Source organism: Pseudomonas sp. GW101-3H06 (genome assembly GCF_059424605.1).
Map to the genome: position 1 here is coordinate 1,663,254 of NZ_JBWKZO010000001.1, position 23,841 is coordinate 1,687,094.

Sequence of the window (23,841 nt, forward strand, 5' to 3'; positions counted from 1 at the left end):
GCGGATCGACTTTCTTTATCCAGCCTTGTTGTGCAAAGTCAGGCTATGTAGCCCCGGTGTCATCGCCGTTAAGCTTTGGTGATGCTTATATGACAGCCCACAAGGAGCCTCTTATGCCCTGGCAAACCCTGTTGAATCGCCGCGATCGCTTGCCCGCCTACCCGGACCTGGGCGAGGGTTTCTCGACTCTGTTGCAGCAGTTGGGCAACGTCACCCCGTTTGAACTGGCGGTGGTCGGTGGACGCATGATGGCGACGCCGGGGCTGGCGTTTCTGGTGGGGTATCAGGCGGCGTTGCGCATGCTCTGGCCGAGCGCGCCGCCCAGCCTCGGCGCCCTGTGCGCCACCGAACAACGCAGCCTGCGGGTGGCAAGCATGCAGACTCGCCTTAGGGATTTGCGCTTGAGCGGGCAAAAGGATTTCGTCACCGCGGGCGACGCCGCCGACTGGTTGCTGGTCGCTGCGCGTTGCGAACAACCCGGCGAAAATCCTCGCCTGAGCCTGGCGGTGGTCTATCCCGATGAGCCGGGGGTGCGGGTGGAAAAACTCCCGGCGATCCCGTTGATGCCGGACATCAGCCACGGTCGGTTGTTTTTGGATAACGCGCTGTGCGAATTGCTGGCGGGGGATGGCTGGGATGCCTACGTCAAACCGTTTCGCACCCTGGAAGACATTTATGTGCTGAGCGCGATGACGGCATGGCTATATGGCGTCGGCCAGGACAGCGATTGGCCGCAATCCCTGCAACTGCGTTTACTGGCGCTGCTGGCCGGTTGTGCCGAAGTCAGCCGCCAGGCGCCCGGCAATCAAGCTGGACATGTATTGCTGGGTGGATTGTTTGCGCAGTTCGAGGGGCTCAAGGCTGAAGTCAATAAGGCGCTGGTCGAAGGACCGTCGGAGTGGGCAGCGATGTGGCAGCGCGATCAAGCGGTGATGGATCTGGCTGCGGGCGCGCGGGTGAAACGGTTGGCCAAGGCGTTGGCGGCGATCTGACGGTCCTCTTCGCGAGCAAGGGCAACACAAATCCCGGAACTGTCATCAACCTCGGCTAGGCTCAGCAGGTTATTCACCCTGAGCCCTCGCCATGTTCAAAGGCTTGTCCTTATTTTTCATCCTCTTGCTCAGCCTCACAGCCCGCGCTGAAAACTGGCCCGCCGAGCAATGGCCCACCGGCCCCACCATCACCGGCCCGGCGCTTCAGGCACTTGAGGCATACGCCTTCCCACCTCGTGATGACACCACTCACCAAGGCATCCGCACCGACGCCTTGCTGGTGATCCGCGACGGCCAGTTGATCTACGAGCGCTACGCCGGCCCGACCACCGCCGAGACGCCGCACCTGACCTGGTCAATCAGCAAGAGCCTGATGGCCACGGTCCTCGGCGTGGCCTATGGCGAAGGCCGGTTCAAACTGCAGGACCCGGTTGCCCAATTCTATCCGCCGCTAAAAAAATACCCTGAGATGACCCTGGCCGACCTGCTGCACTGGGCATCGGGCTTCGACTGGCAGGAGGATTATGAATACGCACCGTTGAAGTCCTCGGTGGTTGCCATGCTTTACACCCGTGGCCACCCGGACATGGCCGCGTTCACCGCCGCTCACGACACCTATGCCGCACCGGGGCAGGCGTTTCGCTATTCCAGCGGTGACAGCAACCTGTTGTCCGCCGCGCTGAAAACCATCGTCGGCCCGGACCGCTATGCGAACTATCCGTGGACCGTATTATTCGAGCCACTGGGCATTCGTCATGCGATCTGGGAAACCGATGCCACGGGCACATTCATCGCCTCGTCCTACGCCTACCTCACCGCTCGCGACCTGGCACGCATCGGCCTATTGATGGCCCGTGATGGTCGCTGGGGCGATCGGCAATTGCTGCCCAAGGATTGGGTTGCGTTCAACCGCGAACCGTTCGTCCACTATCGCGCCAATCAGGATGATGCGGTGCCCGGCGGCCACTGGTGGCTGAACCGTGCGGTGAATAGCGCGGCACAACCCTGGCCCGATGCCCCCGCCGATACCTTCGCCGCGCTGGGCCATTGGGGGCAGGCGATGTACGTGATCCCCAGCGAAAGCCTGGTCATCGTGCGTTACGGCGATGACCGTGATGGAAGTTACCGGCACAACGAACTGCTCAAACTCGCGCTCAAGGCCTTTGCCGGGAAGGTGCAGCCATGAGCCGTCGTTCATTTGTGCGTCGACGACCGTTCAGCACGGTGTTGTTGATTCTGCTGGTCGCCTTGCTTGGATGGGGCTGGCAGGAGCGCGTGGCGCTCTGGGCATTCCCGGACATCATCAGCGCCTACACCGCCAAGGAATATTGCTCGTGTCGATATGTGATGAACAATGACTCGGCGTATTGCCACAGCTACGTGAAACAGTGGCTGCCGACCAACGGCTTTAACGATGACGCCGCGACCAAACGCATCACCGTCAGCGGGTTGGGGCGCAGCAACAGCGCGACCTGGATCGGCGAGCGTCAGGGCTGTCGCTTGGACCCCTGACTCCAGATACACAACACCTGTGGGAATTTCGATTGATCGGCTCCTCAGGTTCCACACCGTGGAACCACATTCGATTGTCCTGGCGCGCGACTCGCGGTTATCTGGCAGTGAGCGCGACCTGCCTTGATGTGTCGCGAAATCACCGCGAACAAAAAGAACGGGAATACACCCGGCCCGAGGACAATCGTCATGACCCGACATCAGCACATCCTTGCCTGGCTCAACGACGTGGCCAGCGACCTGCACGCCACCCGCCAGGACATCCACGCCCACCCTGAACTCGGCTTCGAGGAAAACCGTACCTCGGCGCTGGTCGCCCAATCCTTGAAAGAGTGGGGTTATGAGGTGCACACCGGCATCGGCAAAACCGGCGTAGTCGGTGTCCTGCGCAACGGCACCAGCCCGCGCAAGCTCGGGATACGCGCCGACATGGATGCGTTGCCGATCATCGAGAACACCGGTGCGGCCTACAGCAGCCGGCATCAGGGCTGCATGCACGCCTGTGGGCACGACGGCCACACCACCATGTTGCTGGGTGCGGCGCGCTACCTGGCAGCGACTCGCCAGTTCGACGGCACCCTGACTCTGATTTTCCAGCCCGCCGAAGAAGGCCAGGGCGGCGCCGAAGCGATGCTTGCCGATGGCTTGCTCGAACGTTTTCCCTGCGACGCCCTGTTCGGCATGCACAACATGCCGGGCCTGCCGGCCGGGCATCTGGGCTTTCGCGAAGGGCCGATGATGGCCTCGCAGGATCTGCTCACGGTGACGATTGAAGGCGTCGGTGGCCACGGCTCGATGCCGCATCTGGCCGTGGACCCGTTGGTGGCGGCGGCCAGCGTAGTCATGGCCCTGCAAACCGTGGTCGCGCGCAATATCGATGCGCAGCAGGCGGCGGTGGTGACGGTCGGTGCATTGCAGGCCGGGGAAGCGGCCAACGTCATTGCGCAACAGGCGATCCTGCGCCTGAGCCTGCGTGCGCTGAACGCCCAGGTACGCGAACAAACCCTGGAGCGGGTACGCGCAATCATCGAAGCCCAGGCCCGCAGCTTCGGCTGCACCTCGACCCTCGAACACCGTCCGGCCTACCCGGTACTGGTCAATCACGCGGCCGAAACCGAATTTGCCCGGCAAGTCGGCGTCGAGCTGCTCGGTGCCGACGCCGTCGATGGCAACACCGCCAAACTGATGGGCAGCGAAGACTTCGCCTGGATGCTGCAACGCTGCCCCGGCGCTTACCTGTTCATCGGCAACGGCGTATCGCGGCCGATGGTGCACAACCCGGCCTATGACTTTAACGATGACATCCTGCTGACCGGCGCGGCGTACTGGGGCGCGCTGACCGAGAGCTGGCTCAAGCCGGCCTGACCTTTCACTTTCTACTGCCGCTGGACCGGTCGCGTAATGTCGCGCCCGGCATCACCCAACAGGTTTGGAGAGTTCCCCATGCAGACTTCGAGTACTGGCGTTTCGCGTACCCGGCAGGTGGTCGCCGCCGTCATCGGTAACGCGCTGGAATGGTATGACTTCATCGTTTACGGCTTTCTGGCGAGCATCATCGCCCGGCAGTTCTTCCCCTCCGAGGATGAATACGCATCGTTGTTGATGGCCTTGGCGACCTTCGGCGTCGGCTTTTTCATGCGCCCGGTGGGCGGCATTTTGCTGGGCATGTATTCGGACCGCAAAGGGCGCAAGGCGGCGATGCAGATGATCATCCGCCTGATGACCGTGTCCATCGCGCTGATTGCCTTCGCGCCGAACTACGCCGCCATCGGCATGGGCGCGCCGCTGTTGATCGTGGTCGCGCGGATGCTGCAAGGTTTCGCCACGGGCGGCGAATACGCCAGTGCCACGGCCTTCCTGGTGGAAAGCGCGCCGGCGCACCGCAAGGGGCTGTACGGTTCGTGGCAATTGGTCGGGCAATGCCTGGCGGTATTTTCCGGCGCGGGCATGGTGGCGTTGTTCACACATCTGCTTTCGCCCGAGGCGCTGGACAGCTGGGGCTGGCGGATTCCGTTCGTCATCGGTCTGTTGATCGGCCCGGTGGGGTTGTGGATTCGCAAGCACATGGAGGAACCGGAAGAATTCCTTGAGGCGCGCAAACTGGCCAAGGGCGAAAGTCCGGGTTTGCTGCAAGTGATTCGCGAACATCGGCGCAGCATTCTGGTATCGATGGGCCTGGCCTGTGGCGCGACCGTGTCGTTCTACGTGGTGCTGGTGAACATGCCGACCTTTGCCCACAAGAACCTGGGCCTGCCGCTGGATCAGGTGCTGCTGGTGCAGATGCTCGCGGTGGCGCTGATGACTGTGGTGATTCCGTTGTCCGGTGCGCTGTCGGACCGTCTTGGGCGGCGTCCGGTGTTGATGGCCTTCACCCTGGCCTTTTTCCTGATGGTGTATCCGCTGTATGTGTGGGTGGCGGCAGCGCCGTCGGTGGAACGTTTGCTGGTGATGCAACTGTTGTTGTGCAGCGCGATTGGCGGTTTCTTCGGTCCGGCACCGACGGCGCTGGCCGAGCAGTTTCCCGTCGAAGTGCGGTCCACAGGGGTCTCGGTGGCCTACAACGTGGCGGTCATGGTGTTCGGCGGTTTTGCCCCGCTGATCGTCACCTGGCTGAGCAAGGCGTTGGCCACGCCGGTGGCGCCATCCTTCTATGTGCTGTTCGCTTGTGTACTGACGCTGCTGGGTACTTACTGCATGCATGAAGCACCGCGCGCCAGACAATCCGTTGAACTTGACCTTGGAGTGAAACCTTGAGCATCCATCCGATTGTCGAACTGGACGCCGATGCGCTGTCCCGGGCCATCCACGCACGCGAAGTGTCCTGTCGCGAAGTGATGCAGGCCTATCTGACGCAGATCGAGCGCTTTAATCCGCAGGTTAATGCGCTGGTATCGCTGCGCCCGCCTGAAGAGCTGCTGGCTGAAGCCGACGCCTGTGACCGGCAACTGGACCAGGGCTTGTCCCGTGGCTGGATGCACGGCATGCCGCAAGCGATCAAGGACCTGGCGGCCACCGCCGGGTTGCGCACGACCATGGGCTCGCCGCTGTTCGCCGAGCAAGTCCCGCAACAGGATGCGATCAGCGTGGCGCGGGTGCGCAATGCCGGGGCGATCATCATCGGCAAGACCAACGTCCCGGAATTCGGCCTCGGCTCGCAGACCTACAACAGCGTATTCGGCACCACCACCAACGCCTACGACCCGACACTGGTCGCCGGTGGCAGCAGCGGCGGGGCGGCGGTGGCGCTGGCCTTGCGCATGCTGCCGGTGGCCGACGGCAGCGACATGATGGGCTCGCTGCGCAACCCGGCGGCGTTCAACAACGTCTTTGGATTGCGCCCGTCCCAAGGCCGCGTGCCCCACGGCCCGGCGCCGGAAGTGTTCGTCCAGCAACTGGCCACCGAAGGGCCGATGGGCCGAACCGTCACCGATGTCGCTCGTTTGCTCGGCACTCAGGCTGGTTACGACCCGCGTGTGCCGTTGTCACTGACGCAGGACCCGGAGATTTTCCATCAGTCGCTGGTGCAGGATTTGAGCGATGTCCGGCTCGGTTGGCTGGGCGACTACAACGGCTACCTGCCGATGGACCCGGGGGTGATGAGCCTGTGCGAGTCGGCGCTGCCGGACTTCGAAGCGCTGGGCTGCAAGGTCGAGGCCTGCCAGCCGGTCTTTTCCATGGAACGTTTGTGGCAAACCTGGCTGGTGCACCGGCATTGGCTGGTGCAAGGCGGCCTCGGCGCGCTGTATGCCGATCCGCAGCAGCGTGAGCAACTCAAAGCCGAAGCCCGATGGGAGATCGAGGGCGGACGGCGCCTGACCGCGGCGGATGTCTATCAGGCGTCGATCAGCCGCAGCGAATGGTATCGAGCCTTGGGCGAGTTGTTCGAGCGCTACGATTTCCTGTTGCTGCCCACCGCCCAAGTGTTCCCTTTTGATGCACAGACCCCTTGGCCGCGCGTCGTCGGCGGGCAGGCCATGGACACTTATCACCGCTGGATGGAAGTGGTGATCGGGCCGACCCTGGCCGGACTGCCGAGCATGAACGTGCCGGTGGGTTTCAACCCGGCCGGCTTGCCGATGGGCCTGCAAATTATTGGCCCGGCCCAGGCCGACCGAGCGGTGCTGCAACTGGCTTATGCCCATGAACAACTGACGCAATGGGTCAAACGGCGGCCACCCGGTTGTCTGCAAAATGCCTGAGTACTGCGCACGGGCGTGTAATTTGCTTTCTTTTGTAAACCGATCAATCGATGATCCATTTCGGGCATACGGAGGTCGATCACATGGACAGCAAGGCAGAAACCGGCAGCGTGCGTTCCGTGGAGCGCGCCCTGGCGATTGTCGAGTTGCTGGGCGAGCATCAGGCGTTGGGCCTTGAGCAATTGCACTACCTGACGACTCTGCCCAAGGCCACCGTGTCGCGCATGTTGCTGACCCTGCAGGAGCAGGGCTGGGTCTATCGCGGCTTGAGCGACCGGCGTTATCGCCTGTGCGCCAAGCGCCTGTTCGGTGACAGCCGGCAGCGCTTCAAGCGGCGCCTGGTGGAAAACGCCGCGCCGCTGCTGGTGGAGTTGAGCGAGCGCACCGGGCTGGTGGCGGACTTGTCGTGTTTTGACGGCGAGCGGGTGGAGGTCATGGAAAGTGCAATCCCCACGGTGTTACGTAAGCGCTATCCGAATAACTGCCAGATCGTCGGCCAGCACGCCAGCCTGTTTCACTCGGCGATGGGGCGTGCTTGCCTGGGCAAACTGCAAAGCCATGAGGTGGAACGCCTGGCCGAGCGCGAGCGGCTGAACGACGAATCCTTGTACAACACCACCCAAGAGGCGCTGCACCAGGGCTTCGGCCAGCGTACCGAAGGCTACTGGGAATACCCGGTGCGCCTGCCGTTCCTGATCCGCGCGGTGGCCTTGCCGATTCATACCGAGGGTCGCCTGGTCGGCAGCATGGCACTGCACTGGCCGATGGATCAGGCACCGGTGGAGCGGGTGCTGAGCCTGCACCTCAACAGCCTGGCTGCAACGATTGGTGATGTGCAGCAGGCGATGGCCTAAGCGGAACTTGTGGCGGGTTATAGACTCAAGGCAACAGAAAGTTTGCAACCTGTGTCAGGCCAGTTAAGGTTCAGCACAGGTTTATCTGCCCCCACGAGTCTCTATGTTCATGCGGTCTGTCACCCAAACCCTCGCCATCCTGCTGTTGGCCGGCGCTTCGCTGTCTGCCCGGGCCAATTGGTATCTGGACGGCGAATCCTCGCGGCTGTCGTTCGTCAGCACCAAAAACGCCAATGTTTCCGAAGTGCAGCGCTTTCTGGTGCTGCACGGCAAGGTCGATCCCAAGGGCCTGGCACAGGTGGAAGTCGAGCTCGACTCGATCAATAGCGGCATTCCATTGCGCGACGAACGCATGCGCAAGGATTTGTTCGAGATTCAGACCTTTCCCGAAGCGCTGATCACCACGCAAATCGACTTGCGCCCGATCAACGACCTCGCCCCCGGTGCGCAACTGGAACTGCGCCTGCCGCTGACCGTCGATTTGCATGGCAAACAACACACCTACAACGCCGAACTGCTGGCCACGCGCCTCGATGACCGGCGTTTCCAGGTGGTGACCCTGGAACCCTTGGTGATCAATGCTGAAGACTTCGACCTGGTGCCCGGCCTGGAAGCCCTGCGCAAGGTCGCCGGGCTGTCGGCCATCAGCCTGTCGGTGCCGGTAGGCGCTGTCCTGATCTTCACGGCGCGTTGACATGGCCGGCGCAATTTTTCCCTGGCGTGAAGGTAACCACTTCGAACTGCTGATTGATGGCCCGCAGTTTTTCCCGCGCATGCTGGTGGCGATTGCCCGGGCCGAAGAACAGGTCGAACTGGAGCTGTATCTGGTGGAGGCGGGCGCTTGCGCCGAGGCCATGGTGCAGGCGTTGGTCCAGGCGGCTGAGCGCGGCGTGCGGGTGCGCTGCCTGTTCGATGATTACGGCAGCCTCGCCTTCACCCTGACCTTGCGCCAGCGCCTGATGGCCGCCGGGGTCGAGCTGCGTTTTTACAATCGCCTGAGTTGGCGGCGCTGGCTCGGCAACTTCTACCGTGATCACCGCAAGCTGCTGTTGGTGGATCAAACGATGGCCGTGGTCGGAGGCACCGGCGTGACCGATGAGTTCTGGACGCCGGGGGAAGACGTCAGCGAATGGCATGAAGTGATGGTGGAAATCACCGGCCCGCTGGTGATCGACTGGCAGCTGCTGTTCGACCGCCAATGGATCGCCAACCGTCATCGTCGCGCCTGGAAACCCGCCGCGCATTTCGGCCTGCCACGTCTGCCCCGCGTGCCGTCCATGGGCGAGGGCATGGGCCGGGTTGCCTACGCCGACGCCCGCCAGCACCGCGACATCCTGCAATCGCTGATTCGTGCGCTGAACAGCGGCCAGCGGCGGATCTGGCTGGCCACGCCGTACTTTCTGCCGACCTGGAAAGTCCGTCGCTCTCTGCGCCGCGCGGCTGCCCGTGGCGTCGACGTACGCCTGCTGCTGACCGGCCCGCGCACCGATCACCCGTCAGTACGCTACGCCGGGCATCGTTACTACCCGCGACTGCTCAAGTCCGGCGTGCAGATCTTTGAGTACCAGCCGTGTTTCCTGCACCTGAAAATGGTCCTGATCGATGATTGGGTGAGCATCGGTTCGTGCAATTTCGATCACTGGAATCTGCGCTTCAACCTCGAAGCCAATCTTGAAGCCCTGGACCCCGGACTGACCCGGGCGGTGGCGGCGAGTTTCGAAAGGGACTTTGCCCTGAGCCAGGAAGTCAGCCTGGAGGCATGGCAACGCCGACCGATGTGGCGGCGGGTCAAGCAGCGGGTGTGGGGATGGGTGGATCGGCTGGTGGTGAATCTGTTGGATCGGCGGGGATAGTCGCCACACCACGGACCCAATGTGGGAGCGAGCAAGCCCGCTCCCACATTGGATTGTGGTGTTTGAAGGATTACAGCAATTCAAAACTCTGCTGCGTCACGTCCTTGGAATCCAGGCCGATCTGCACGTTGAACTTGCCCGGCTCCGCGGCGTACTTGAGCTGGGTGTTGTAGAACTTCAGGTCGTCCTCGGTGATGGTGAAGTGCACGACTTTTTGTTCGCCGGCCTTGAGCATCACTTTCTGGAAGTTCTTCAGTTCCTTGAGCGGACGGATCATCGAGCCGGTCACGTCCTGGATGTACAGCTGGACCACGGTTTCGCCGTCACGCTTGCCAGTGTTCTTCACGGTGACGCTGGCGTCGAGCTTGCCGGTCTTGTTCAGCGTGGTCGATGACAGGGCCATGTTGCTCAGGCTGAAATCGGTGTAGCTCAGGCCGTAGCCGAACGGGTACAGGGGACCGGTGGTGTCATCGAAATACTGCGAGGTGTAGTTGCCCGGTTTGCCCGGGGTGAATGGCCGGCCGATGCTCAGGTGGTTGTAGTAGGTCGGAATCTGGCCCACCGAACGCGGGAAGGTGATCGGCAGTTTGCCCGACGGGTTGTAGTCGCCGAACAGCACGTCGGCGATGGCGTTGCCGCCCTCGGTGCCGCTGAACCAGGTTTCCAGGATGGCGTCAGCCTGTTCGTTCTCTTCGAGAATCGACAGCGGACGGCCGTTCATCAGCACCAGCACCAGCGGTTTGCCGGTGGCTTTCAGGGCACGGATCAGCGCGCGCTGGTTTTCCGGGATGTTCAGGTCGGTACGGCTCGACGATTCGTGGGACATGCCACGGGATTCGCCCACAGCGGCGACCACCACGTCGGCATCCTTGGCGGCTTTCACCGCTTCGTCGATCAACACGTTGGCCGGACGAGGGTCATCGACCACTTCCGGCGCATCGAAATTGAGGAAGTTCAGGTAGTCGAGGATTTTCTTGTCGCTGGTGATGTTGGCGCCACGGGCGTAGATCAGCGTCGATTTGTCACCGATGACATTGCTCATGCCATCGAACAGGGTCACCGATTGCGCAGGGCGACCGGCGGCGGCCCAGCTGCCCATCATGTCGATCGGCGCCTTGGCCAGCGGGCCGACCAGGGCGACTTTCGCGGTTTTCTTCAGCGGCAGGGTTTCGCCCTGGTTTTTCAGCAACACCAGGCTGCGACGCGCCACGTCACGGGCTTCGGCGCGGTGCAGGCGGCTGTCGGCGTAGGTGTCGGCCGGATCATCCTCGGCCTTGCCGATGCGCAGGTACGGGTCCTTGAACAGGCCCATGTCGTACTTGGCGTCCAGTACTGCACGCACGGCGTTGTCGATGTCGCTCTGCTGGATCTCGCCGGATTTCAACAGCCCCGGCAGTTCCTTGCCGTACAAGGTGTCGTTCATGCTCATGTGGATGCCGGCCTTGATCGCCAGCTTCGCCGCTTCGCGACCGTCGGCAGCGACGCCATGCTTGATCAGCTCGAAAATCGCCCCGTGGTCACTGACCGCCAGGCCCTTGAAGCCCCATTCCTTGCGCAACAGGTCGTTCATCAGCCAGGTGTTGGCGGTGGCCGGTACGCCGTTGATCGAGTTCAGCGCGACCATCACCCCGCCGGCACCGGCGTCAATCGCCGCGCGATACGGTGGCAAATAGTCCTGGTACATCTTGACCGGGCTCATGTCGACGACGTTGTAGTCGCGACCGCCCTCGACTGCGCCGTACAGGGCGAAGTGCTTGACGCTGGCCATGATGCTGTCGGCGGCGTTGGCGCCGACACCCTGGAACGCCTTGACCATCACGCCGGCAATGCGCGACACCAGGTAGGTGTCTTCGCCGAAGCCTTCGGAGGTCCGGCCCCAGCGCGGGTCGCGGGAAATGTCGACCATCGGCGCAAAGGTGATGTCGAGGCTGTCCGCCGCGGCTTCCTTGGCGGCAATGCGCCCGGACAGGCCAATGGCGTCCATGTCCCAGCTCGACGCCAGGGCCAGCGGGATCGGGAAAATGGTGCGATGGCCGTGGATCACGTCGTAGGCGAAGAACATCGGGATCTTCAACCGGCTGCGCATGGCCGCGTCCTGCATCGGACGGTTTTCCGCGCGGGTGATCGAGTTGAACGTACCGCCAATATTACCGGCTGCGATTTCCTTGCGGATCAACTCCCGGGGCATTTCCGGGCCGATACTGATCAGGCGCAACTGGCCGATTTTTTCATCGAGGGTCATCTGCTTCATCAGGTTGCTGACGAAGGCGTCCTTGTTTTCCAGAGGTGCGGGCGTCGTGGCGGCCAATACGTTATGACTGGCCAGGCTGACGAACAGGCCCAGCAAACACAGCTTCTTCATGAATTGTTTTCTCAAGGGCCCAAGCGGCGATCGATACGCCGGTCAGCCAAAATTTAGGGAGCGTCTATTGTTGTTCGAGGGCTGATTGAAAAACGACAGCCGAAGTCCGGATGTGTTTTTTGCGCAGGGCATTTTTTAGCCCATTGCCCCGATGCGATCCAGTAGCGCGGCCGATTATGCCCCAAGAGCCGGCCGAGAGGGTCGTTGGTTGTTTTTTCCATGAAATGTGTAGGGAGCATCACTCTGATGAATGTACGACTCGCCACTCGGTCGAACCTGAAAATCGCCACATTGCTGGTGTTGGCCACGTTGCTGACCGCCTGCGGCATCAACAATATCCCGACCCTCGATGAGCAGGCCAAGGCCGCCTGGGGCCAGGTGCAGAACCAGTATCAGCGCCGCGCCGACCTGATCCCCAATCTGGTGGAAACCGTCAAGGGCTACGCCGCCCATGAAAAAGAGACCCTGACCGCCGTCATCGAGGCCCGGGCCAAGGCCACCTCGATCCAGGTCGACGCCTCCACGTTGGACAACCCGGAGAAACTCAAGCAGTACCAGCAAGCCCAGGACCAACTCAGTGGCGCCTTGAGCCGACTGATGGTGGTATCCGAGCGCTATCCGGATCTGAAGGCCAATCAAAACTTCCTGGCCTTGCAGTCACAGCTTGAAGGCACCGAAAACCGCATCAGCGTGGCCCGGCGTGATTTCATCCTGGCGGTGCAGAAGTACAACACCGAGATCCGTACCTTCCCGGGTCGCCTGTGGCACAGCGTGATGTACAGCAACCTGCCGGTTCGCGAAACCTTCGAGGCTACGCCGGGTGCGGAGAAGCCGCCTGAAGTCAAATTTTGAGGTTGCCCATGCGCGTGTTGAAAGCGGGCCTGGTGCTGTGGCTGTGGGTGTTTACCCTGGCGGCCCAGGCCGAATTGAAGTTTCCGGAGCTGACCGGGCGGGTGGTGGACAACGCCCGGATGATCGAGCCATCGGTGCGCGACCAGCTGACGCAACAGCTTCAGGCCCATGAGAAGGTCACTGGTGAACAGCTGGTAGTGGTGACTTTGCCGGACTTGCAAGGCACCGACATTGCCGACTTCGGCTATCAACTGGGCCGCTACTGGGGCATCGGCCAAAAAGACAAGAACAACGGCGCCTTGCTGATCGTCGCCCGTGACGAGCGCAAGCTGCGGATTGAAGTCGGCTATGGCCTGGAAGATCGCCTGACCGACGCTCAAAGTTCGGTGATCATCCAGCAGGTCATCACCCCGGCGTTCAAGGCCGGCAATTTCAGCAAAGGCATTAGCGACGGCGTGGCGGCGATGCTGGTGGTGCTGGGCGGGAACCCTCTGGACGAACCGTCGACAGTGTATGAATCCAGCGGTGACCCGCAAGACGATTTCGTTTCGCGGCATCCGGCGCTGTTCGTGTTTTTGGTGTTGTTGTTCATCCTCACTTTTTTTGTAGGCCAGATGCTCGGTATCCTTCCCGCCGGCCGCGGCGGTTCGGGCGGATCAGGCGGTTTCGGCGGTGGCGGTTTTGGCGGCGGAGGCGGAGGCGGTGGCTTCAGTGGCGGCGGGGGCAGTTTCGGGGGCGGTGGTTCGTCGGGCGGCTGGTGAATAAAACAATAATGATCGGGCATTTCAAGACATGGCATTACTGACTGAACACGAACAACGCAAAGTCGCCGAGGCGATTGCCCGGGTCGAGCGTGACACCGATGCGGAGCTGGTGACCGTGCTCGCGGCCCGCGCCGACGACTATGCATACATCCCGCTGCTCTGGGCCAGCCTGCTGGCGCTGGTGGTACCGGGCATCGTGCATTACCTGACAGGCTGGCTGACCATGCACAGCCTGTTGCTGGTGCAATGGATCACCTTCATCGTCCTGTGCCTGGTGTTCCGGGTACCGAAAATCACCACCCACCTGATCCCGCGTTCGGTGCGTCACTGGCGCGCCTCGAACCTGGCGCGTCGGCAGTTCCTGGAACAAAACCTGCACCACACCGTGGGCAGCACCGGCATGTTGATTTTCGTCTCCGAGGCCGAGCGTTATGTGGAAATCCTGGTGGACGAGGGGATCTCCAGTCGGCTGGACAACAAGAACTGGGACGCGATTGTTGCCGCGTTCACTCAGCAAGTGCGGCAAGGGCAGACGTTGCAGGGCTTTGTCAGCTGCATCGAGGCGTGCGGCGAGTTGCTCAAGGTGCACGTTCCTGTGACGCACGTACGTAACGAGCTGCCCAATCGTTTGGTGGTGCTCGGTTAACTCCTGACCCGCAACGTTGCTCCAGAGAGTTTGTAGCGCTCCACGGTACAACTGCCGCGTGTTGTCCGGCGCCAGGCTTGTCTTCAACATCCCTCCAACAGCAAGCGCCCTGCCACGGGCGTTCTGACGTAGAGGGAGTTCTTATGTCAACGCATCAATCGCTCGACTCTATTGCGGGGGCTGCACCCGATGGCGGTGGGAAAGCCCCGCCAGCGCGGCTGACCGCGAAAGAGAAGCAAACCTTAATGTGGTGCTTCAAAGGCAAGACATCCTGGGAGATTGCCCGGATTCAGAATTGCTCGGAAGCCACGGTCAACTTTCATTTCTCCAATATCCGCCGCAAGTTCGCCGTCAGTTCCCGTAGCGCCGCGTTGCTCAAAGCCATTGAATCGGGAGTCATCAGGGTTGATGAGACTGGTGAGAGAGGTGCCCATGAATCTGACTGATTCGATCTACAACAGTATCAGTGGGCTCCTGTTGGGACTGGGTGTCGCGACACTGCCTGCGATTGACGGCGAGGCGCTGTTCGGTGCGTCGCTGGGCGCCTGGCTGGTCACCACCACCCGCATCAACTTCAAAGCCTGGCAGCGAATCGGTTCCTGGTTGCTGTCGGCGGGCGTCGGCTATCTTTTTACCCCGGTCGCCCTGCAGATGACCCCGTTCCTGACAGCGGGGGTGACGGCATTTTTCTGCGCGCTGATCGTCATTCCCATCAGTATCAAGGTCATGCAATGGATCGATGGTGCCGGTCTTGGCGAAATCATCCGGCACTTCAGAGGACGCGGGTGATGGGCAGTGATGAACGTTGGATGGCTATGACTTCAAATTTCGTTCGAGTGAAGAAAGGAGGGTGGCCATTTCAGACAGTTTGAGTTCCATGTCACGCAGGCGTCTCTTTTCCTCCAGTGCGTTTTGTATGGCACAGCGATCCTCTTCGTCCAGCAATCGCCACAACGCGAGAATAGTGTTTTCCCGGGCCGTACTTTCTTGAGAACCCTCGACGGGGGAGCTGGGTGCCTGCCGTAAAATCGGACCTTCACCGAGCAGCAACCAATCAAGAGAGATGCCTCGTGATTGTGCAATTTCTACGCATAACGAGTATGGCGTGCTGTCGCGGCCTTTCCAGCTGCTGAGGGTTTGCGGGCTGATCTGCAGCGCGGAAGATAATGATGCATCGGTTTTAGTGCCGGTGATTTGCTTCAGGCGAGCCAGGACAGCTTGTGATTTTTTGCTACGCAATTTGAGCCTCTTCCCTTTGACATATGCTTTTTGAGTGCTTAGCGTATGCGCAATGAGTACTTATTTTTTTGTAAGTAATCAATCATCAACTACGAATCAGAAGAATACGATGTCGAAACTTCCTAATGGTATCAGGGTGATTTCCTACGAGCTTGGCTCTAACCCATTACGCGGCTGCCCGTTGCATTTCCTTTTGTCCGGCAGACGTTTTTCGCAAGGGCGGACCGCAGCGATCAACGCGCCAAACAGTATTGCGTCTGATCAAGTCGATTACCACCAGATGACTGCCGGGAAACAAGCATGAGCACTTACAAAATGGTGTGTCCTCACTGCCTGAGCAAGATGCGTATCCGCACCAGCGAGGGTCGTCATATTTTCTTGCGGGTGGCTTATTTGCAATGTACCTCCGAGGCTTGTGGCTGGTCGGTTCGGGCCGAGTTCGAAATGACCCACGAACTGTCGCCCAGTGGAATGCCCAATCCCTCCGTACGTTTGCCGAGCGCCAGCCCCGACTTGCGTCGCGATGCCAGGCCTGTAGCCGTAAGTGCCACGTCGATGGAAACACAACTGGAGTCGTAGGTATGGAGGGCGTTGATGAGAATGGAGTATTGAACGAGGAACTGTTGGCCATTGCTCAGGCGTTCCTGGCCCGTCATGAAAGCGACGGATCGAGCGATGACCAGGTGTTGTTCTGTCGTGCCGTGAAACATCTGGAAGGTATCGATGTGCCGATGCACCTGGCAGAGAAGCTGGTCAGCCATGCCTACGGAATCATCAAATCCACCAATGATCGCCGGCGTCTGGATATCGCCGCGAGTTCCGAAACCGTCGCTGTGGTCACTGATCCGGCCAACGGTCTGACTTGGGCGGTGCCGGTAGGGTTGATTGTCAAATACATCATCAACTCGCCGACCAATCGTAAACTTCGGCTTGTGGAGCCCTAGATTTCAACGGGGTATTCAGGTCTTGGGCTGCGTGACCAGGACCTGCCGCAAAATAACTCCGTGCCCAAACGCCTCGTCCGCCCTAAAATACCGGGCATTCCCCGACTCGCACCGCCCGAGGCTGTTTTTCATGTCTGTTACCGCTACTCCCGCCCGCCTCGCGCCGGATCATCACGCTCAATTCATCGACCTGCTGCAAACCAGCCTCGATGAAAAGGCCTTCATCAAACTGGTGCTGGCCAAGTACGTTGGCGATGAAACGGACCTGCAGCGGATCATCATCAAACCGGTGACGGTCAAGGCACAGCCTTGCCTTTGCCTGGTCTATCGCTACAAGACCCGAGACATCACCAAGAACCTGCCTCTGGCCGAAGGCGTCGCGACCATTGCCGATCTGTTACCTGCGGCGTTCAAAAATGCGCATTTGTTGTCGCTGACTGACGAAGCACAGCTTGAATACAGCAAAAAGGGCAAGAGTTCGCTGTTCAAAAGCAAACCCCAGCAATTGCGAGAAGTACCGTCTGCCGAGCACAACCGCGAAAAAAACCGATTTCTCGACCTGAGTCGACCGTTTCTCGCCGACCTTGGCGTGACCAACAAGCAGCATGAGCTGATTCCGGCGATGTCGCGCAAGTGGAAGCAGATCAACAAGTTCATCGAAGTCTTCAGTCATGCGCTGACATCCTCGCCGCTGGCCCTGGACAAACCGGTGCGAGTGGCGGACTTCGGATCGGGCAAGGGCTACCTGACCTTTGCCATCCACGACTACTTGCGCAATACCTTGAAGGCCGAGGGCGAAGTCACGGGAGTCGAATTGCGTGAAGACATGGTCACCCTGTGCAACGCTGCGGCGGCCAAGCTCGAGCATCCCGGACTGGTGTTCAAGTGCGGTGACGTTCGCAGTGTGGCGCCGACCGAGCTGGACGTAATGATTGCGCTGCACGCCTGCGACATCGCCACCGACTATGCGATTCATACCGGCATCCGTTCCGGGGCGTCGATCATCATGTGCTCGCCGTGCTGCCACAAGCAGATCCGCCTGCAAATCCAGAGCCCGGCGCTGCTCAAGCCCATGCTGCAATACGGCTTGCACCTGGGCCAGCAGGCGGAAATGGTGACCGACAGCTTGCGTGCGCTGTTCCTCGAGGCATGCGGCTACGAAACCAAGGTGTTCGAATTCATCTCGCTGGACCACACCAACAAGAACAAGATGATTCTGGCAGTCAAGCGCGCCGAACCGGTTGACCCGGCTCAGCTGTTGGCGAAAATCCAGGCGCTGAAGGATTTCTATCACATCACTGAACATTGCCTGGAAACCCTGCTTCGGGCCGACGGCTTACTCTGAACATGTGGGAGCGAGCCTGCTCGCGATGGGGCCATCAAATCCAGCATCAATGTTGGCTGTCAGTCCGTCTTCGCGAGCAGGCTCGCTCCCACATGTGGTTTGATCGCCGTCTTGCGACCCAGCATCACGGTCACAATCACCCCGGCGGCGAACAACCAGGTAATCGGTTCGACCTGTTCGCCGAAGAACAACGCTGAAAAAGCGATGGTGAAGAAGATCTGCAGCAACTGAATCTGACTGACCCGGGCAATGCCCCCCATGGCCAGCCCGGCATACCAGGCGAAGAAACCAATGAACTGCGAAAACAGCGAGACGTAACCGAAGGCCCACCAGGTCTTGCTCGAAATCTCGCCCTGGTGTTGCAGCGCCAGATAGACCACCGGACCGATCAGCAGCGGCGTCGACAAAACCAATGCCCAGCAAATCACTTGCCAGCCGCCCATCTCTTTGGCTAACCGGCCGCCTTCGGCATAGCCCAACCCCCCCACCGCGATAGCCCCGAGCATCAGCAAATCGCCGGCCTGAATGCTGCCGGCGCCGCTGATCAATGCATAGCCGAGCACCAGCGCGCTGCCCAGCGCCGCGCAGGCCCAGAAGGCTTTCGACGGACGCTCATGGGACAGCCACGCGGCGTACAGCGCCACACACAACGGTTGCAGGCCATTGACCAGTGCGCCGTGGGACGCCGGCAAGGTTTGCATCGCCCAGGCCGACAATACCGGAAAACCAAGAATCACCCCGGCCGACACCAGCATCAGACCTTTGATCTGTTTCCAGGTCGGCCATTTTTCACGACACCACAGCAACAGCACTGCCGCAGGCACCGCCGCGAACAACGCACGACCCAGGCCATTGAGCAGCGGATGAAGTTCCTGCACGACGATCCGTGTGAAGGGCAGGGTGAGGCTGAAAATGACGACGCCGAGCAAGCCCAGGGCCATGCCGGTGTTTTCGCGGGAGGACATGATGGCAACCAGAATCCTGGGTGAGGGGAAGTGCCTTCATCTAGCCATAAACTGTGGGTTTCACGCTGCTACAGATAGGCGCAGAGTTATCCGTACAGTTCAAGGACGCCATCGCGGTCCATCAGGTAGTAGCCGGTTGTTACCCGACTCATCGGATAAGGACTACCTTGAATACTCCTGCATGCCCACGCATTTTCCAGAGGAGTCCTCCCCATGGCGGCTAAAAAAATTCTGATGCTGGTCGGCGATTATGTCGAAGACTATGAAGTGATGGTGCCGTTCCAGGCCTTGTTGATGGTCGGCCATACGGTGCATGCCGTTTGTCCGGAAAAAACCGTCGGACAGACCGTGCGTACAGCCATCCATGACTTCGAAGGCGACCAGACTTACAGTGAAAAACCCGGACACCTGTTTGCCCTGAATTTCGATTTTTCCAAGGTAAAGGCTGCAGACTACGACGCCGTGCTGATACCTGGCGGTCGTGCGCCGGAGTACCTGCGCCTGAACGAAAAAGTCCTGGAACTGGTGCGCGATTTCGATAAGGCGGGCAAGCCGATCGCTGCCGTGTGCCACGGTGCGCAATTGCTGGCGGCGGCAGGCATTCTTGAAGGGCGTGAGTGCAGCGCCTACCCGGCCTGTGCTCCGGAAGTCCGCTTGGCCGGTGGTACATTTATCGATATCCCGGTGACGGACGGTCATGTCCAAGGCAATCTGGCCACGGCGCCGGCCTGGCCTGCCCACCCGAACTGGCTCGCGGGTTTCCTCGGGTTACTGGGCACGAAAATCACGCTGTAACGAGGAACCGATCCATGTGCGAGCTCTACGTCAAAGCCGACCCGATTCTCTACGAATCGCGCTCCCGCTCGCTGCGTATCTGCGGGGTCGTCACCACCCTGCGGCTGGAGAACGAGTTCTGGGACATCCTCAGCGAAATCGCCGAGGTCGATGGCATGACCACCAATCAGTTGATCGCCAAGCTGTATGAAGAGGTGATGGACTACCGCGGCGAGGTGGTGAATTTCGCTTCGTTTTTGCGGGTCAGTTGTACGCGGTATCTGAGTCAGCGGCGGGGTCAGGTGCCTGAACTTTCGGTAGTTCGGACATCGGTGAAGTAGGGTGACCCTGGCGGCTCTTTCGCGAGCAGGCTCGCTCCCACAGTGGATTTGCGAACTCCAATCCATTGTGGGAGCGAGCCTGCTCGCGAGGGGGCCGGTACAGGCGACAAAAATCCCGGGCTGGTCTTTACTCTGAAGCGCGCAACCTCTCATTCGCCAAGGAGAAAGAGCATGTCCGGATGGTACGAAGTGAGTAAAAGCAGCAGCGGTCAGTTCAGGTTTGTGCTGAAGGCGGCGAACGCCGAAACCATTCTGACCAGTGAGCTGTACACCACCCGCGCCGCGGCCGATAAAGGGATCGCATCGGTCCAGGCCAACAGCCCGCTGGATGAGCGCTACGAGAAAAAAACCACCAAGGATGGCCATCCCTATTTCAACCTCAAGGCCGCTAACCACGAAATCATCGGCAGCAGCGAGTCGTATGCCTCGGCGGCAGCCATGGAAAAAGGCATTGCCAGCGTGAAGGCCAATGGGCCGACCAAGGTGATCAAGGACAAGACCCTGCCTGTCCTCTGAAAACACAATGCAAATCCCCATGTGGGAGCGAGCAGGCTCGCTCCCACATGGGTTACATCTGTGTCTTGAGATCAGCGCAGGGCTTTCAGCAGGTCTTGCAGTTGACCAAGCCCCGTCTCACCCAGTGGGAATACCGGCAACCGCGGATCTCCCACCTCCAGCCCGGTTTCGCGCAAGCCCGCCTTGATCGTCGCCGGCAAGCCGCCCTTGAGGATGAAATCCAGCAGCGGCAACTGGCGATAGAACAGTTCGCGCGCCTTGCCCAGATCATTGGCCAACACCGCTTCATACAAATCCAGGTTGAGCTGCGGGATCAGGTTCGGTGCCGCCGTGCACCAGCCTTTGGCCCCGGCCGCAAAAGCTTCCAGCGCCAGCGGGTTGCAGCCGTTATAGAACGGTACCTGGCCTTCGCCCAGGCGTTGCAGTTGATGCATGCGCTGGATGTCGCCGGTGCTCTCCTTGACCATGGTGACGTTTTCCACACCCTTGACGATACGCAGGATCAGATCCACTGACATGTCGGTGCCGCTGGTGGCCGGGTTGTTGTAGAGCATGATCGGCACGCCGATGCTGTCGCCGATGGCGCGGTAGTGGGCGAGGATTTCCGCTTCGCTGAGTTTCCAGTACGAAGTCGGCAACACCATCACCACGTCGGCGCCGTGGGCTTCGGCGAAACGGGCGCGACGTACCGCTTTGGCGGTGGTCAGGTCGGACACGCTGACGATTGTCGGCACGCGCTTGGCCACATGCTTGATACTGAATTCGGCAACCTGGTCCCACTCCGCATCACTCAGGTAGGCACCTTCGCCGGTGCTGCCCAGCGGCGCAATGGAATGTACGCCGCCGTCGATCAGGCGGTCGATGGAACGTCCGAGGGCATTGAGGTCAACGCCTTCGCCGTTGGCGGTGAACGGGGTGATGGTATAGCCGATGATGCCGTGAATGTTTGCAGTGGACATGGGGTCTCTCCGTACAAAAAAGGGTCTGGGTTCAGTTCAGGCAATCGGCGTGTTGACGCAGGTTCTGCCGGGCGTAGTAGTTGAAAGCGGCGGCGTGACGTTTTGGCCGGGCGATCCAGTCATGGGCTTCGCGGCCCAGCTCGGGAATGATCGGCTTGATGGTCCCGGCGCTCATCGCCAGCAGCTGCAACTTGGCGGCGCGTTCGATCAGTTGGGCAATCACACAGGCCTCCTCGATGGTGGTGCCGGTGGACAACTGGCCGTGGTGAGAAAGCAGGACCGCGCGTTTGTCGCCCAGGGCGCCGGCAATCAGATCACCTTCCTCGTTACCCACCGGCACACCTGGCCAGCCTTCAAGAAACGCACAATCTTCATAGAGCGGGCAGAGGTCCATGTGGGAAACCTGCAGCGGCACCTCCAGCATCGACAATGCCGCGACGTGGGTCGGGTGGGTGTGAATGATGCAGTTCACATCCGGCCGGGCGCGGTACACCCAGCTGTGAAAACGGTTGGCCGGATTCGGCATGCCGTGGCCTTCGAGCACTTCCAGGTCTTCGTTGACCAGCAGCAGGTTGCTCGCGGTGATTTCGTCGAAACCCAGGCCCAGTTGTTGAGTGTAATAGGTGCCCGGCTGTGGGCCACGGGCGGTGATTTGCCCGGCCAGACCTGAATCGTGACCATTCTCGAACAGAATGCGGCAGGTCAGGGCCAGCTTTTGCCGGTCGGTCCACGTATTATCCGCGAGGGTATTTTGCATCTGGCTCAGCGCTTGCTTGACCAGTTGATCTTTGGGCAGTGCTAATGTCTTGGCCATATCGGTGTCCTCTTTGGGTGGGTCATGCAGATGACACGAAAGATGCTATATGACACTTTGTGTCATGAGCAAGGACAATTCGTCGCCTCCTTGATGGATTAATCGTTCTAAATGTCTATCCGTTTGAAATTATTGAGAAAAAAACTTGGCGTGACGCTGGAAGCCTTGGCCGAAAAATCCGGCATGACCAAGAGTTACCTGTCGAAGGTCGAACGCGGGTTGAACACGCCGTCGATTGCGGCTGCGCTGAAATTGGCCAAGGCCTTGAACGTTAACGTCGAGGAGCTGTTTTCCGAAGACAAGGTCAGCCTCGACAGCTACAGCCTGGTGCGCAGCCACGAGCGTCAGCCCTTGGGCGCCAGCGACGACAATCCGGGTTACGCGGTGCTGGCCCACCAGGTGAGTGAACGCAGCCTGTTGCCGTTCATCATTTATCCGCCGAGGGAATTCACCGACAAAGCCTTCAAGGAGCACTTGGGCGAAGAGTTTCTGTTCGTCCACGAGGGGCAGGTCGAGGTGGATTTCGTCAATGAGCGTGTGCTGCTCAGCCGAGGGGATGCGTTGCACTTCAACTCACAGAAACCGCATCGGATCCGCTCGGTGGGCGAGGTGCAGGCGCAGTTGCTGGTGGTGGTGCATAGCACTGAGGAATGATTTGAGCTTGAAAGCTTCGCGAGCAGGCTCGCTCCCACAGGGGTAATGCATTCCATTGTGGGAGCGAGCCTGCTCGCGAAAGCGCCGGTTCAGCCAACACTAGACTTCAACGGGAACCGACAACTTCGTACTCCCCAGCGCATGCGTCTTCGAATCAAAAAACCGCAACTCAACCCCCGTCCCCTCGAACACCTTTGCGTAATGCCGCTTCTGATGCTGGATGAACGCCTTGCTGCGCGGGTATATCGAGATCGCCACGACCTTCGGTTTCGCCTGGCGCAAGGCATGAACGATATGGCGGTCCTGCTCACTCAGTGCATGGCCGAAAAGGCACAAGCCCTCGTTGTGGCCGAGTAACTGCTCGTAGCAGAACGATAGATAGTCCGAGCTGCGAATGGTCTTGAGCTTGTCCTCGCTGGGTCCTTCGTTGACGAACAGCGGCACATCGTCGAGGGTTTTTATTGTGTTGTTGATGGCGAAATTGCCCAGCAACGTGCCTTCGGTCGACATCAGTTTGCGCGCCGTACCGTCCTGATTGCGCACCAGATGCAGGCCACCGTGCAGGTATAGCAAACGGGTCTTTTCGGTGGCGGTGGCGCTTAGATCGAAGGCGGGTTCGTCCCCCTGGAACAGGTCGCTGATCGCGTCCGGTTGCTGCTGGATCGCCCAGTAACTGAGCAAGTCGTAATTGGTGGTGAACACCGTGCGGTAGCGGGCCAGTTCCTGACTGATCGTCGCCAGTGTCGAAGCTTCCACCAACCGCCATGGGATATGCACCGCGTGCACGGTGTTGATCAGCGCTTCCTTGATCGCGTAGTAACGATTGCGCGGCGCGGCGGAGCTGACGGCCAGGGCCTTGTTGACCCGGCTGGTGGTTTTCAGCGCGCTCAGCACCTGTTCGAAATTGCGCGTCTGCATCGCCTCGAATACGCTCAGCTCCGACGGGCTCAGGGGCTTTTCTTCGACGGTACGGGCGTTTTCGAACAGCGAGTCGTAGCCGAAGTCGTCCCACACCGCGCGGCTGGCGCCGTTGCCTACCAGCAGGCCGCCGAATGCAGCACTGGCGCGCAGTGCATTCCAGTCTTCAAGGTGAGCGTCGACATCCTGGAAATCGGTCATTGCGATCAAAGTCTCAAAGCAAAAGGTCTGATGGGCGGCGACTTTATCACGGTGGGCATCGAGAATTTCCGCTGCGCGTTGCAACCCGCCACGACGCGGATGAAGAACGTTATGCTGCGACTTCGCCTGAACCGACA

At 60.3% G+C, this 23,841-nt stretch carries 27 protein-coding genes; 21 read left to right on the forward strand and 6 right to left on the reverse strand.

From position 1 onward, the window contains the following. Positions 1 to 113 precede the first annotated feature (113 nt). From AC07ZE_RS07520 to AC07ZE_RS07560, 9 genes are all read left to right on the forward strand, one after another. On the forward strand, positions 114 to 992 hold the full coding sequence (locus AC07ZE_RS07520) for an acyl-CoA dehydrogenase family protein (RefSeq protein WP_207262885.1): 879 nt from the start codon (positions 114 to 116) through the stop codon (positions 990 to 992). Between the two features lie 91 nt (positions 993 to 1,083). Beyond that, a complete protein-coding gene (locus AC07ZE_RS07525; protein ID WP_207262887.1) occupies positions 1,084 to 2,178 on the forward strand; it encodes a serine hydrolase domain-containing protein in 1,095 nt (364 codons plus the stop codon). Further along, positions 2,175 to 2,504 (forward strand): amidase, encoded by a 330-nt coding sequence (locus AC07ZE_RS07530; protein ID WP_207262889.1) that lies wholly within the window; start codon positions 2,175 to 2,177, stop codon positions 2,502 to 2,504. Before AC07ZE_RS07525 ends, AC07ZE_RS07530 begins: the two co-directional genes overlap by 4 nt. A gap of 189 nt (positions 2,505 to 2,693) precedes the next feature. Then, entirely contained in the window at positions 2,694 to 3,869 is a 1,176-nt protein-coding gene (locus AC07ZE_RS07535) for a M20 aminoacylase family protein (protein ID WP_207262891.1), read from the forward strand. A 78-nt stretch (positions 3,870 to 3,947) separates the two neighbouring features. Continuing rightward, a complete protein-coding gene (locus AC07ZE_RS07540) occupies positions 3,948 to 5,258 on the forward strand; it encodes a citrate-proton symporter (RefSeq protein WP_207262893.1) in 1,311 nt (436 codons plus the stop codon). 2 nt (positions 5,259 to 5,260) lie between these two features. Continuing rightward, the gene (locus AC07ZE_RS07545) at positions 5,261 to 6,703 is read left to right on the forward strand and encodes an amidase (RefSeq protein ID WP_207267781.1); all 1,443 of its coding nucleotides are present in this window, start codon (positions 5,261 to 5,263) and stop codon (positions 6,701 to 6,703) included. An 83-nt stretch (positions 6,704 to 6,786) separates the two neighbouring features. Next, the gene (locus AC07ZE_RS07550) at positions 6,787 to 7,557 is read left to right on the forward strand and encodes an IclR family transcriptional regulator (RefSeq protein ID WP_207262895.1); all 771 of its coding nucleotides are present in this window, start codon (positions 6,787 to 6,789) and stop codon (positions 7,555 to 7,557) included. A 103-nt stretch (positions 7,558 to 7,660) separates the two neighbouring features. Further along, positions 7,661 to 8,251 (forward strand): YceI family protein, encoded by a 591-nt coding sequence (locus AC07ZE_RS07555; protein WP_207262897.1) that lies wholly within the window; start codon positions 7,661 to 7,663, stop codon positions 8,249 to 8,251. 1 nt (position 8,252) lies between these two features. Beyond that, positions 8,253 to 9,410 (forward strand): phospholipase D-like domain-containing protein, encoded by a 1,158-nt coding sequence (locus AC07ZE_RS07560; RefSeq protein ID WP_207262899.1) that lies wholly within the window; start codon positions 8,253 to 8,255, stop codon positions 9,408 to 9,410. Positions 9,411 to 9,480: 70 nt separating this feature from the next. Here AC07ZE_RS07560 and bglX read toward each other — a convergent pair whose 3' ends face one another. Then, positions 9,481 to 11,772 carry a beta-glucosidase BglX gene (gene bglX / locus AC07ZE_RS07565; RefSeq protein ID WP_207262902.1) on the reverse strand — a complete coding sequence of 764 codons (2,292 nt, stop codon included), beginning with the start codon at positions 11,770 to 11,772 and terminating at the stop codon, positions 9,481 to 9,483. A 246-nt stretch (positions 11,773 to 12,018) separates the two neighbouring features. On the opposite strand from bglX, the gene AC07ZE_RS07570 reads away from it, so the two are divergent. The 5 genes from AC07ZE_RS07570 to AC07ZE_RS07590 all read left to right on the forward strand — a co-directional run bounded on the left by AC07ZE_RS07570 (position 12,019) and on the right by AC07ZE_RS07590 (position 14,823). Next, the gene (locus AC07ZE_RS07570) at positions 12,019 to 12,624 is read left to right on the forward strand and encodes a LemA family protein (RefSeq protein ID WP_207262904.1); all 606 of its coding nucleotides are present in this window, start codon (positions 12,019 to 12,021) and stop codon (positions 12,622 to 12,624) included. Between the two features lie 8 nt (positions 12,625 to 12,632). Beyond that, the gene (locus tag AC07ZE_RS07575) at positions 12,633 to 13,385 is read left to right on the forward strand and encodes a TPM domain-containing protein (RefSeq protein WP_207262906.1); all 753 of its coding nucleotides are present in this window, start codon (positions 12,633 to 12,635) and stop codon (positions 13,383 to 13,385) included. 31 nt (positions 13,386 to 13,416) lie between these two features. Next, the gene (locus AC07ZE_RS07580; protein WP_207262908.1) at positions 13,417 to 14,034 is read left to right on the forward strand and encodes a TPM domain-containing protein; all 618 of its coding nucleotides are present in this window, start codon (positions 13,417 to 13,419) and stop codon (positions 14,032 to 14,034) included. A gap of 143 nt (positions 14,035 to 14,177) precedes the next feature. Further along, the gene (locus AC07ZE_RS07585; protein WP_207262910.1) at positions 14,178 to 14,480 is read left to right on the forward strand and encodes a helix-turn-helix domain-containing protein; all 303 of its coding nucleotides are present in this window, start codon (positions 14,178 to 14,180) and stop codon (positions 14,478 to 14,480) included. Then, positions 14,467 to 14,823 (forward strand): putative holin, encoded by a 357-nt coding sequence (locus tag AC07ZE_RS07590; protein WP_207262912.1) that lies wholly within the window; start codon positions 14,467 to 14,469, stop codon positions 14,821 to 14,823. Before AC07ZE_RS07585 ends, AC07ZE_RS07590 begins: the two co-directional genes overlap by 14 nt. Before the next feature lie 24 nt (positions 14,824 to 14,847). Here the strand turns inward: AC07ZE_RS07590 and AC07ZE_RS07595 are convergent, their stop codons facing one another. Then, the gene (locus AC07ZE_RS07595) at positions 14,848 to 15,273 is read right to left on the reverse strand and encodes a helix-turn-helix domain-containing protein (protein WP_207262914.1); all 426 of its coding nucleotides are present in this window, start codon (positions 15,271 to 15,273) and stop codon (positions 14,848 to 14,850) included. Between the two features lie 300 nt (positions 15,274 to 15,573). On the opposite strand from AC07ZE_RS07595, the gene AC07ZE_RS07600 reads away from it, so the two are divergent. The 3 genes from AC07ZE_RS07600 to AC07ZE_RS07610 all read left to right on the forward strand — a co-directional run bounded on the left by AC07ZE_RS07600 (position 15,574) and on the right by AC07ZE_RS07610 (position 17,562). After that, positions 15,574 to 15,852: an Ogr/Delta-like zinc finger protein gene (locus AC07ZE_RS07600; RefSeq protein WP_207262916.1), complete on the forward strand. Its 279-nt coding sequence runs from the start codon at positions 15,574 to 15,576 to the stop codon at positions 15,850 to 15,852. 2 nt (positions 15,853 to 15,854) lie between these two features. Beyond that, on the forward strand, positions 15,855 to 16,217 hold the full coding sequence (locus AC07ZE_RS07605) for a hypothetical protein (RefSeq protein WP_207262918.1): 363 nt from the start codon (positions 15,855 to 15,857) through the stop codon (positions 16,215 to 16,217). A 130-nt stretch (positions 16,218 to 16,347) separates the two neighbouring features. Next, positions 16,348 to 17,562, forward strand: coding sequence for a class I SAM-dependent methyltransferase (locus tag AC07ZE_RS07610; RefSeq protein ID WP_207262920.1), 1,215 nt, complete (start codon positions 16,348 to 16,350; stop codon positions 17,560 to 17,562). A gap of 59 nt (positions 17,563 to 17,621) precedes the next feature. On the opposite strand, the gene AC07ZE_RS07615 is transcribed toward AC07ZE_RS07610, so the two are convergent. Beyond that, positions 17,622 to 18,527, reverse strand: a complete 906-nt coding sequence (locus AC07ZE_RS07615) for a DMT family transporter (protein WP_207262922.1) — start codon at positions 18,525 to 18,527, stop codon at positions 17,622 to 17,624. Positions 18,528 to 18,740: 213 nt separating this feature from the next. Here AC07ZE_RS07615 and AC07ZE_RS07620 point away from each other — a divergent pair, with 213 nt between their 5' ends. The 3 genes from AC07ZE_RS07620 to AC07ZE_RS07630 all read left to right on the forward strand — a co-directional run bounded on the left by AC07ZE_RS07620 (position 18,741) and on the right by AC07ZE_RS07630 (position 20,158). Then, positions 18,741 to 19,322 (forward strand): DJ-1/PfpI family protein, encoded by a 582-nt coding sequence (locus tag AC07ZE_RS07620; RefSeq protein WP_207262924.1) that lies wholly within the window; start codon positions 18,741 to 18,743, stop codon positions 19,320 to 19,322. Between the two features lie 14 nt (positions 19,323 to 19,336). Further along, a complete protein-coding gene (locus tag AC07ZE_RS07625) occupies positions 19,337 to 19,642 on the forward strand; it encodes a ribbon-helix-helix domain-containing protein (protein ID WP_207262926.1) in 306 nt (101 codons plus the stop codon). 171 nt (positions 19,643 to 19,813) lie between these two features. Next, the gene (locus AC07ZE_RS07630; protein ID WP_095195443.1) at positions 19,814 to 20,158 is read left to right on the forward strand and encodes a YegP family protein; all 345 of its coding nucleotides are present in this window, start codon (positions 19,814 to 19,816) and stop codon (positions 20,156 to 20,158) included. A gap of 71 nt (positions 20,159 to 20,229) precedes the next feature. Here the strand turns inward: AC07ZE_RS07630 and AC07ZE_RS07635 are convergent, their stop codons facing one another. Both AC07ZE_RS07635 and AC07ZE_RS07640 read right to left on the reverse strand, forming a co-directional pair. Continuing rightward, positions 20,230 to 21,117 carry a dihydrodipicolinate synthase family protein gene (locus tag AC07ZE_RS07635; RefSeq protein WP_207262928.1) on the reverse strand — a complete coding sequence of 296 codons (888 nt, stop codon included), beginning with the start codon at positions 21,115 to 21,117 and terminating at the stop codon, positions 20,230 to 20,232. A gap of 31 nt (positions 21,118 to 21,148) precedes the next feature. Next, positions 21,149 to 21,931, reverse strand: coding sequence for an aldolase (locus AC07ZE_RS07640; RefSeq protein WP_207262930.1), 783 nt, complete (start codon positions 21,929 to 21,931; stop codon positions 21,149 to 21,151). A 111-nt stretch (positions 21,932 to 22,042) separates the two neighbouring features. On the opposite strand from AC07ZE_RS07640, the gene AC07ZE_RS07645 reads away from it, so the two are divergent. Next, complete coding sequence (locus AC07ZE_RS07645; RefSeq protein WP_207262938.1) at positions 22,043 to 22,585, forward strand: helix-turn-helix domain-containing protein; 543 nt, start codon at positions 22,043 to 22,045, stop codon at positions 22,583 to 22,585. Positions 22,586 to 22,684: 99 nt separating this feature from the next. Here AC07ZE_RS07645 and AC07ZE_RS07650 read toward each other — a convergent pair whose 3' ends face one another. Continuing rightward, the gene (locus tag AC07ZE_RS07650) at positions 22,685 to 23,704 is read right to left on the reverse strand and encodes a DUF4917 family protein (protein WP_207267782.1); all 1,020 of its coding nucleotides are present in this window, start codon (positions 23,702 to 23,704) and stop codon (positions 22,685 to 22,687) included. Positions 23,705 to 23,841: the final 137 nt, after the last annotated feature.

Coding starts and splice junctions, on each gene's coding strand:
- AC07ZE_RS07570 (WP_207262904.1), top strand. CDS start 12,019: ATGAATGTACGACTCGCCACTCGGTCGAACCTGAAAATCGCCACATTG.
- AC07ZE_RS07580 (WP_207262908.1), top strand. CDS start 13,417: ATGGCATTACTGACTGAACACGAACAACGCAAAGTCGCCGAGGCGATT.
- AC07ZE_RS07575 (WP_207262906.1), top strand. CDS start 12,633: ATGCGCGTGTTGAAAGCGGGCCTGGTGCTGTGGCTGTGGGTGTTTACC.
- AC07ZE_RS07625 (WP_207262926.1), top strand. CDS start 19,337: ATGTGCGAGCTCTACGTCAAAGCCGACCCGATTCTCTACGAATCGCGC.
- AC07ZE_RS07615 (WP_207262922.1), bottom strand. CDS start 18,527: ATGTCCTCCCGCGAAAACACCGGCATGGCCCTGGGCTTGCTCGGCGTC.
- AC07ZE_RS07550 (WP_207262895.1), top strand. CDS start 6,787: ATGGACAGCAAGGCAGAAACCGGCAGCGTGCGTTCCGTGGAGCGCGCC.
- AC07ZE_RS07620 (WP_207262924.1), top strand. CDS start 18,741: ATGGCGGCTAAAAAAATTCTGATGCTGGTCGGCGATTATGTCGAAGAC.
- AC07ZE_RS07520 (WP_207262885.1), top strand. CDS start 114: ATGCCCTGGCAAACCCTGTTGAATCGCCGCGATCGCTTGCCCGCCTAC.
- AC07ZE_RS07610 (WP_207262920.1), top strand. CDS start 16,348: ATGTCTGTTACCGCTACTCCCGCCCGCCTCGCGCCGGATCATCACGCT.
- AC07ZE_RS07630 (WP_095195443.1), top strand. CDS start 19,814: ATGTCCGGATGGTACGAAGTGAGTAAAAGCAGCAGCGGTCAGTTCAGG.
- AC07ZE_RS07590 (WP_207262912.1), top strand. CDS start 14,467: ATGAATCTGACTGATTCGATCTACAACAGTATCAGTGGGCTCCTGTTG.
- AC07ZE_RS07635 (WP_207262928.1), bottom strand. CDS start 21,117: ATGTCCACTGCAAACATTCACGGCATCATCGGCTATACCATCACCCCG.
- AC07ZE_RS07600 (WP_207262916.1), top strand. CDS start 15,574: ATGAGCACTTACAAAATGGTGTGTCCTCACTGCCTGAGCAAGATGCGT.
- AC07ZE_RS07640 (WP_207262930.1), bottom strand. CDS start 21,931: ATGGCCAAGACATTAGCACTGCCCAAAGATCAACTGGTCAAGCAAGCG.
- AC07ZE_RS07540 (WP_207262893.1), top strand. CDS start 3,948: ATGCAGACTTCGAGTACTGGCGTTTCGCGTACCCGGCAGGTGGTCGCC.
- AC07ZE_RS07530 (WP_207262889.1), top strand. CDS start 2,175: ATGAGCCGTCGTTCATTTGTGCGTCGACGACCGTTCAGCACGGTGTTG.
- bglX (WP_207262902.1), bottom strand. CDS start 11,772: ATGAAGAAGCTGTGTTTGCTGGGCCTGTTCGTCAGCCTGGCCAGTCAT.
- AC07ZE_RS07645 (WP_207262938.1), top strand. CDS start 22,043: ATGTCTATCCGTTTGAAATTATTGAGAAAAAAACTTGGCGTGACGCTG.
- AC07ZE_RS07605 (WP_207262918.1), top strand. CDS start 15,855: ATGGAGGGCGTTGATGAGAATGGAGTATTGAACGAGGAACTGTTGGCC.
- AC07ZE_RS07585 (WP_207262910.1), top strand. CDS start 14,178: ATGTCAACGCATCAATCGCTCGACTCTATTGCGGGGGCTGCACCCGAT.
- AC07ZE_RS07560 (WP_207262899.1), top strand. CDS start 8,253: ATGGCCGGCGCAATTTTTCCCTGGCGTGAAGGTAACCACTTCGAACTG.
- AC07ZE_RS07555 (WP_207262897.1), top strand. CDS start 7,661: ATGTTCATGCGGTCTGTCACCCAAACCCTCGCCATCCTGCTGTTGGCC.
- AC07ZE_RS07535 (WP_207262891.1), top strand. CDS start 2,694: ATGACCCGACATCAGCACATCCTTGCCTGGCTCAACGACGTGGCCAGC.
- AC07ZE_RS07525 (WP_207262887.1), top strand. CDS start 1,084: ATGTTCAAAGGCTTGTCCTTATTTTTCATCCTCTTGCTCAGCCTCACA.
- AC07ZE_RS07650 (WP_207267782.1), bottom strand. CDS start 23,704: ATGACCGATTTCCAGGATGTCGACGCTCACCTTGAAGACTGGAATGCA.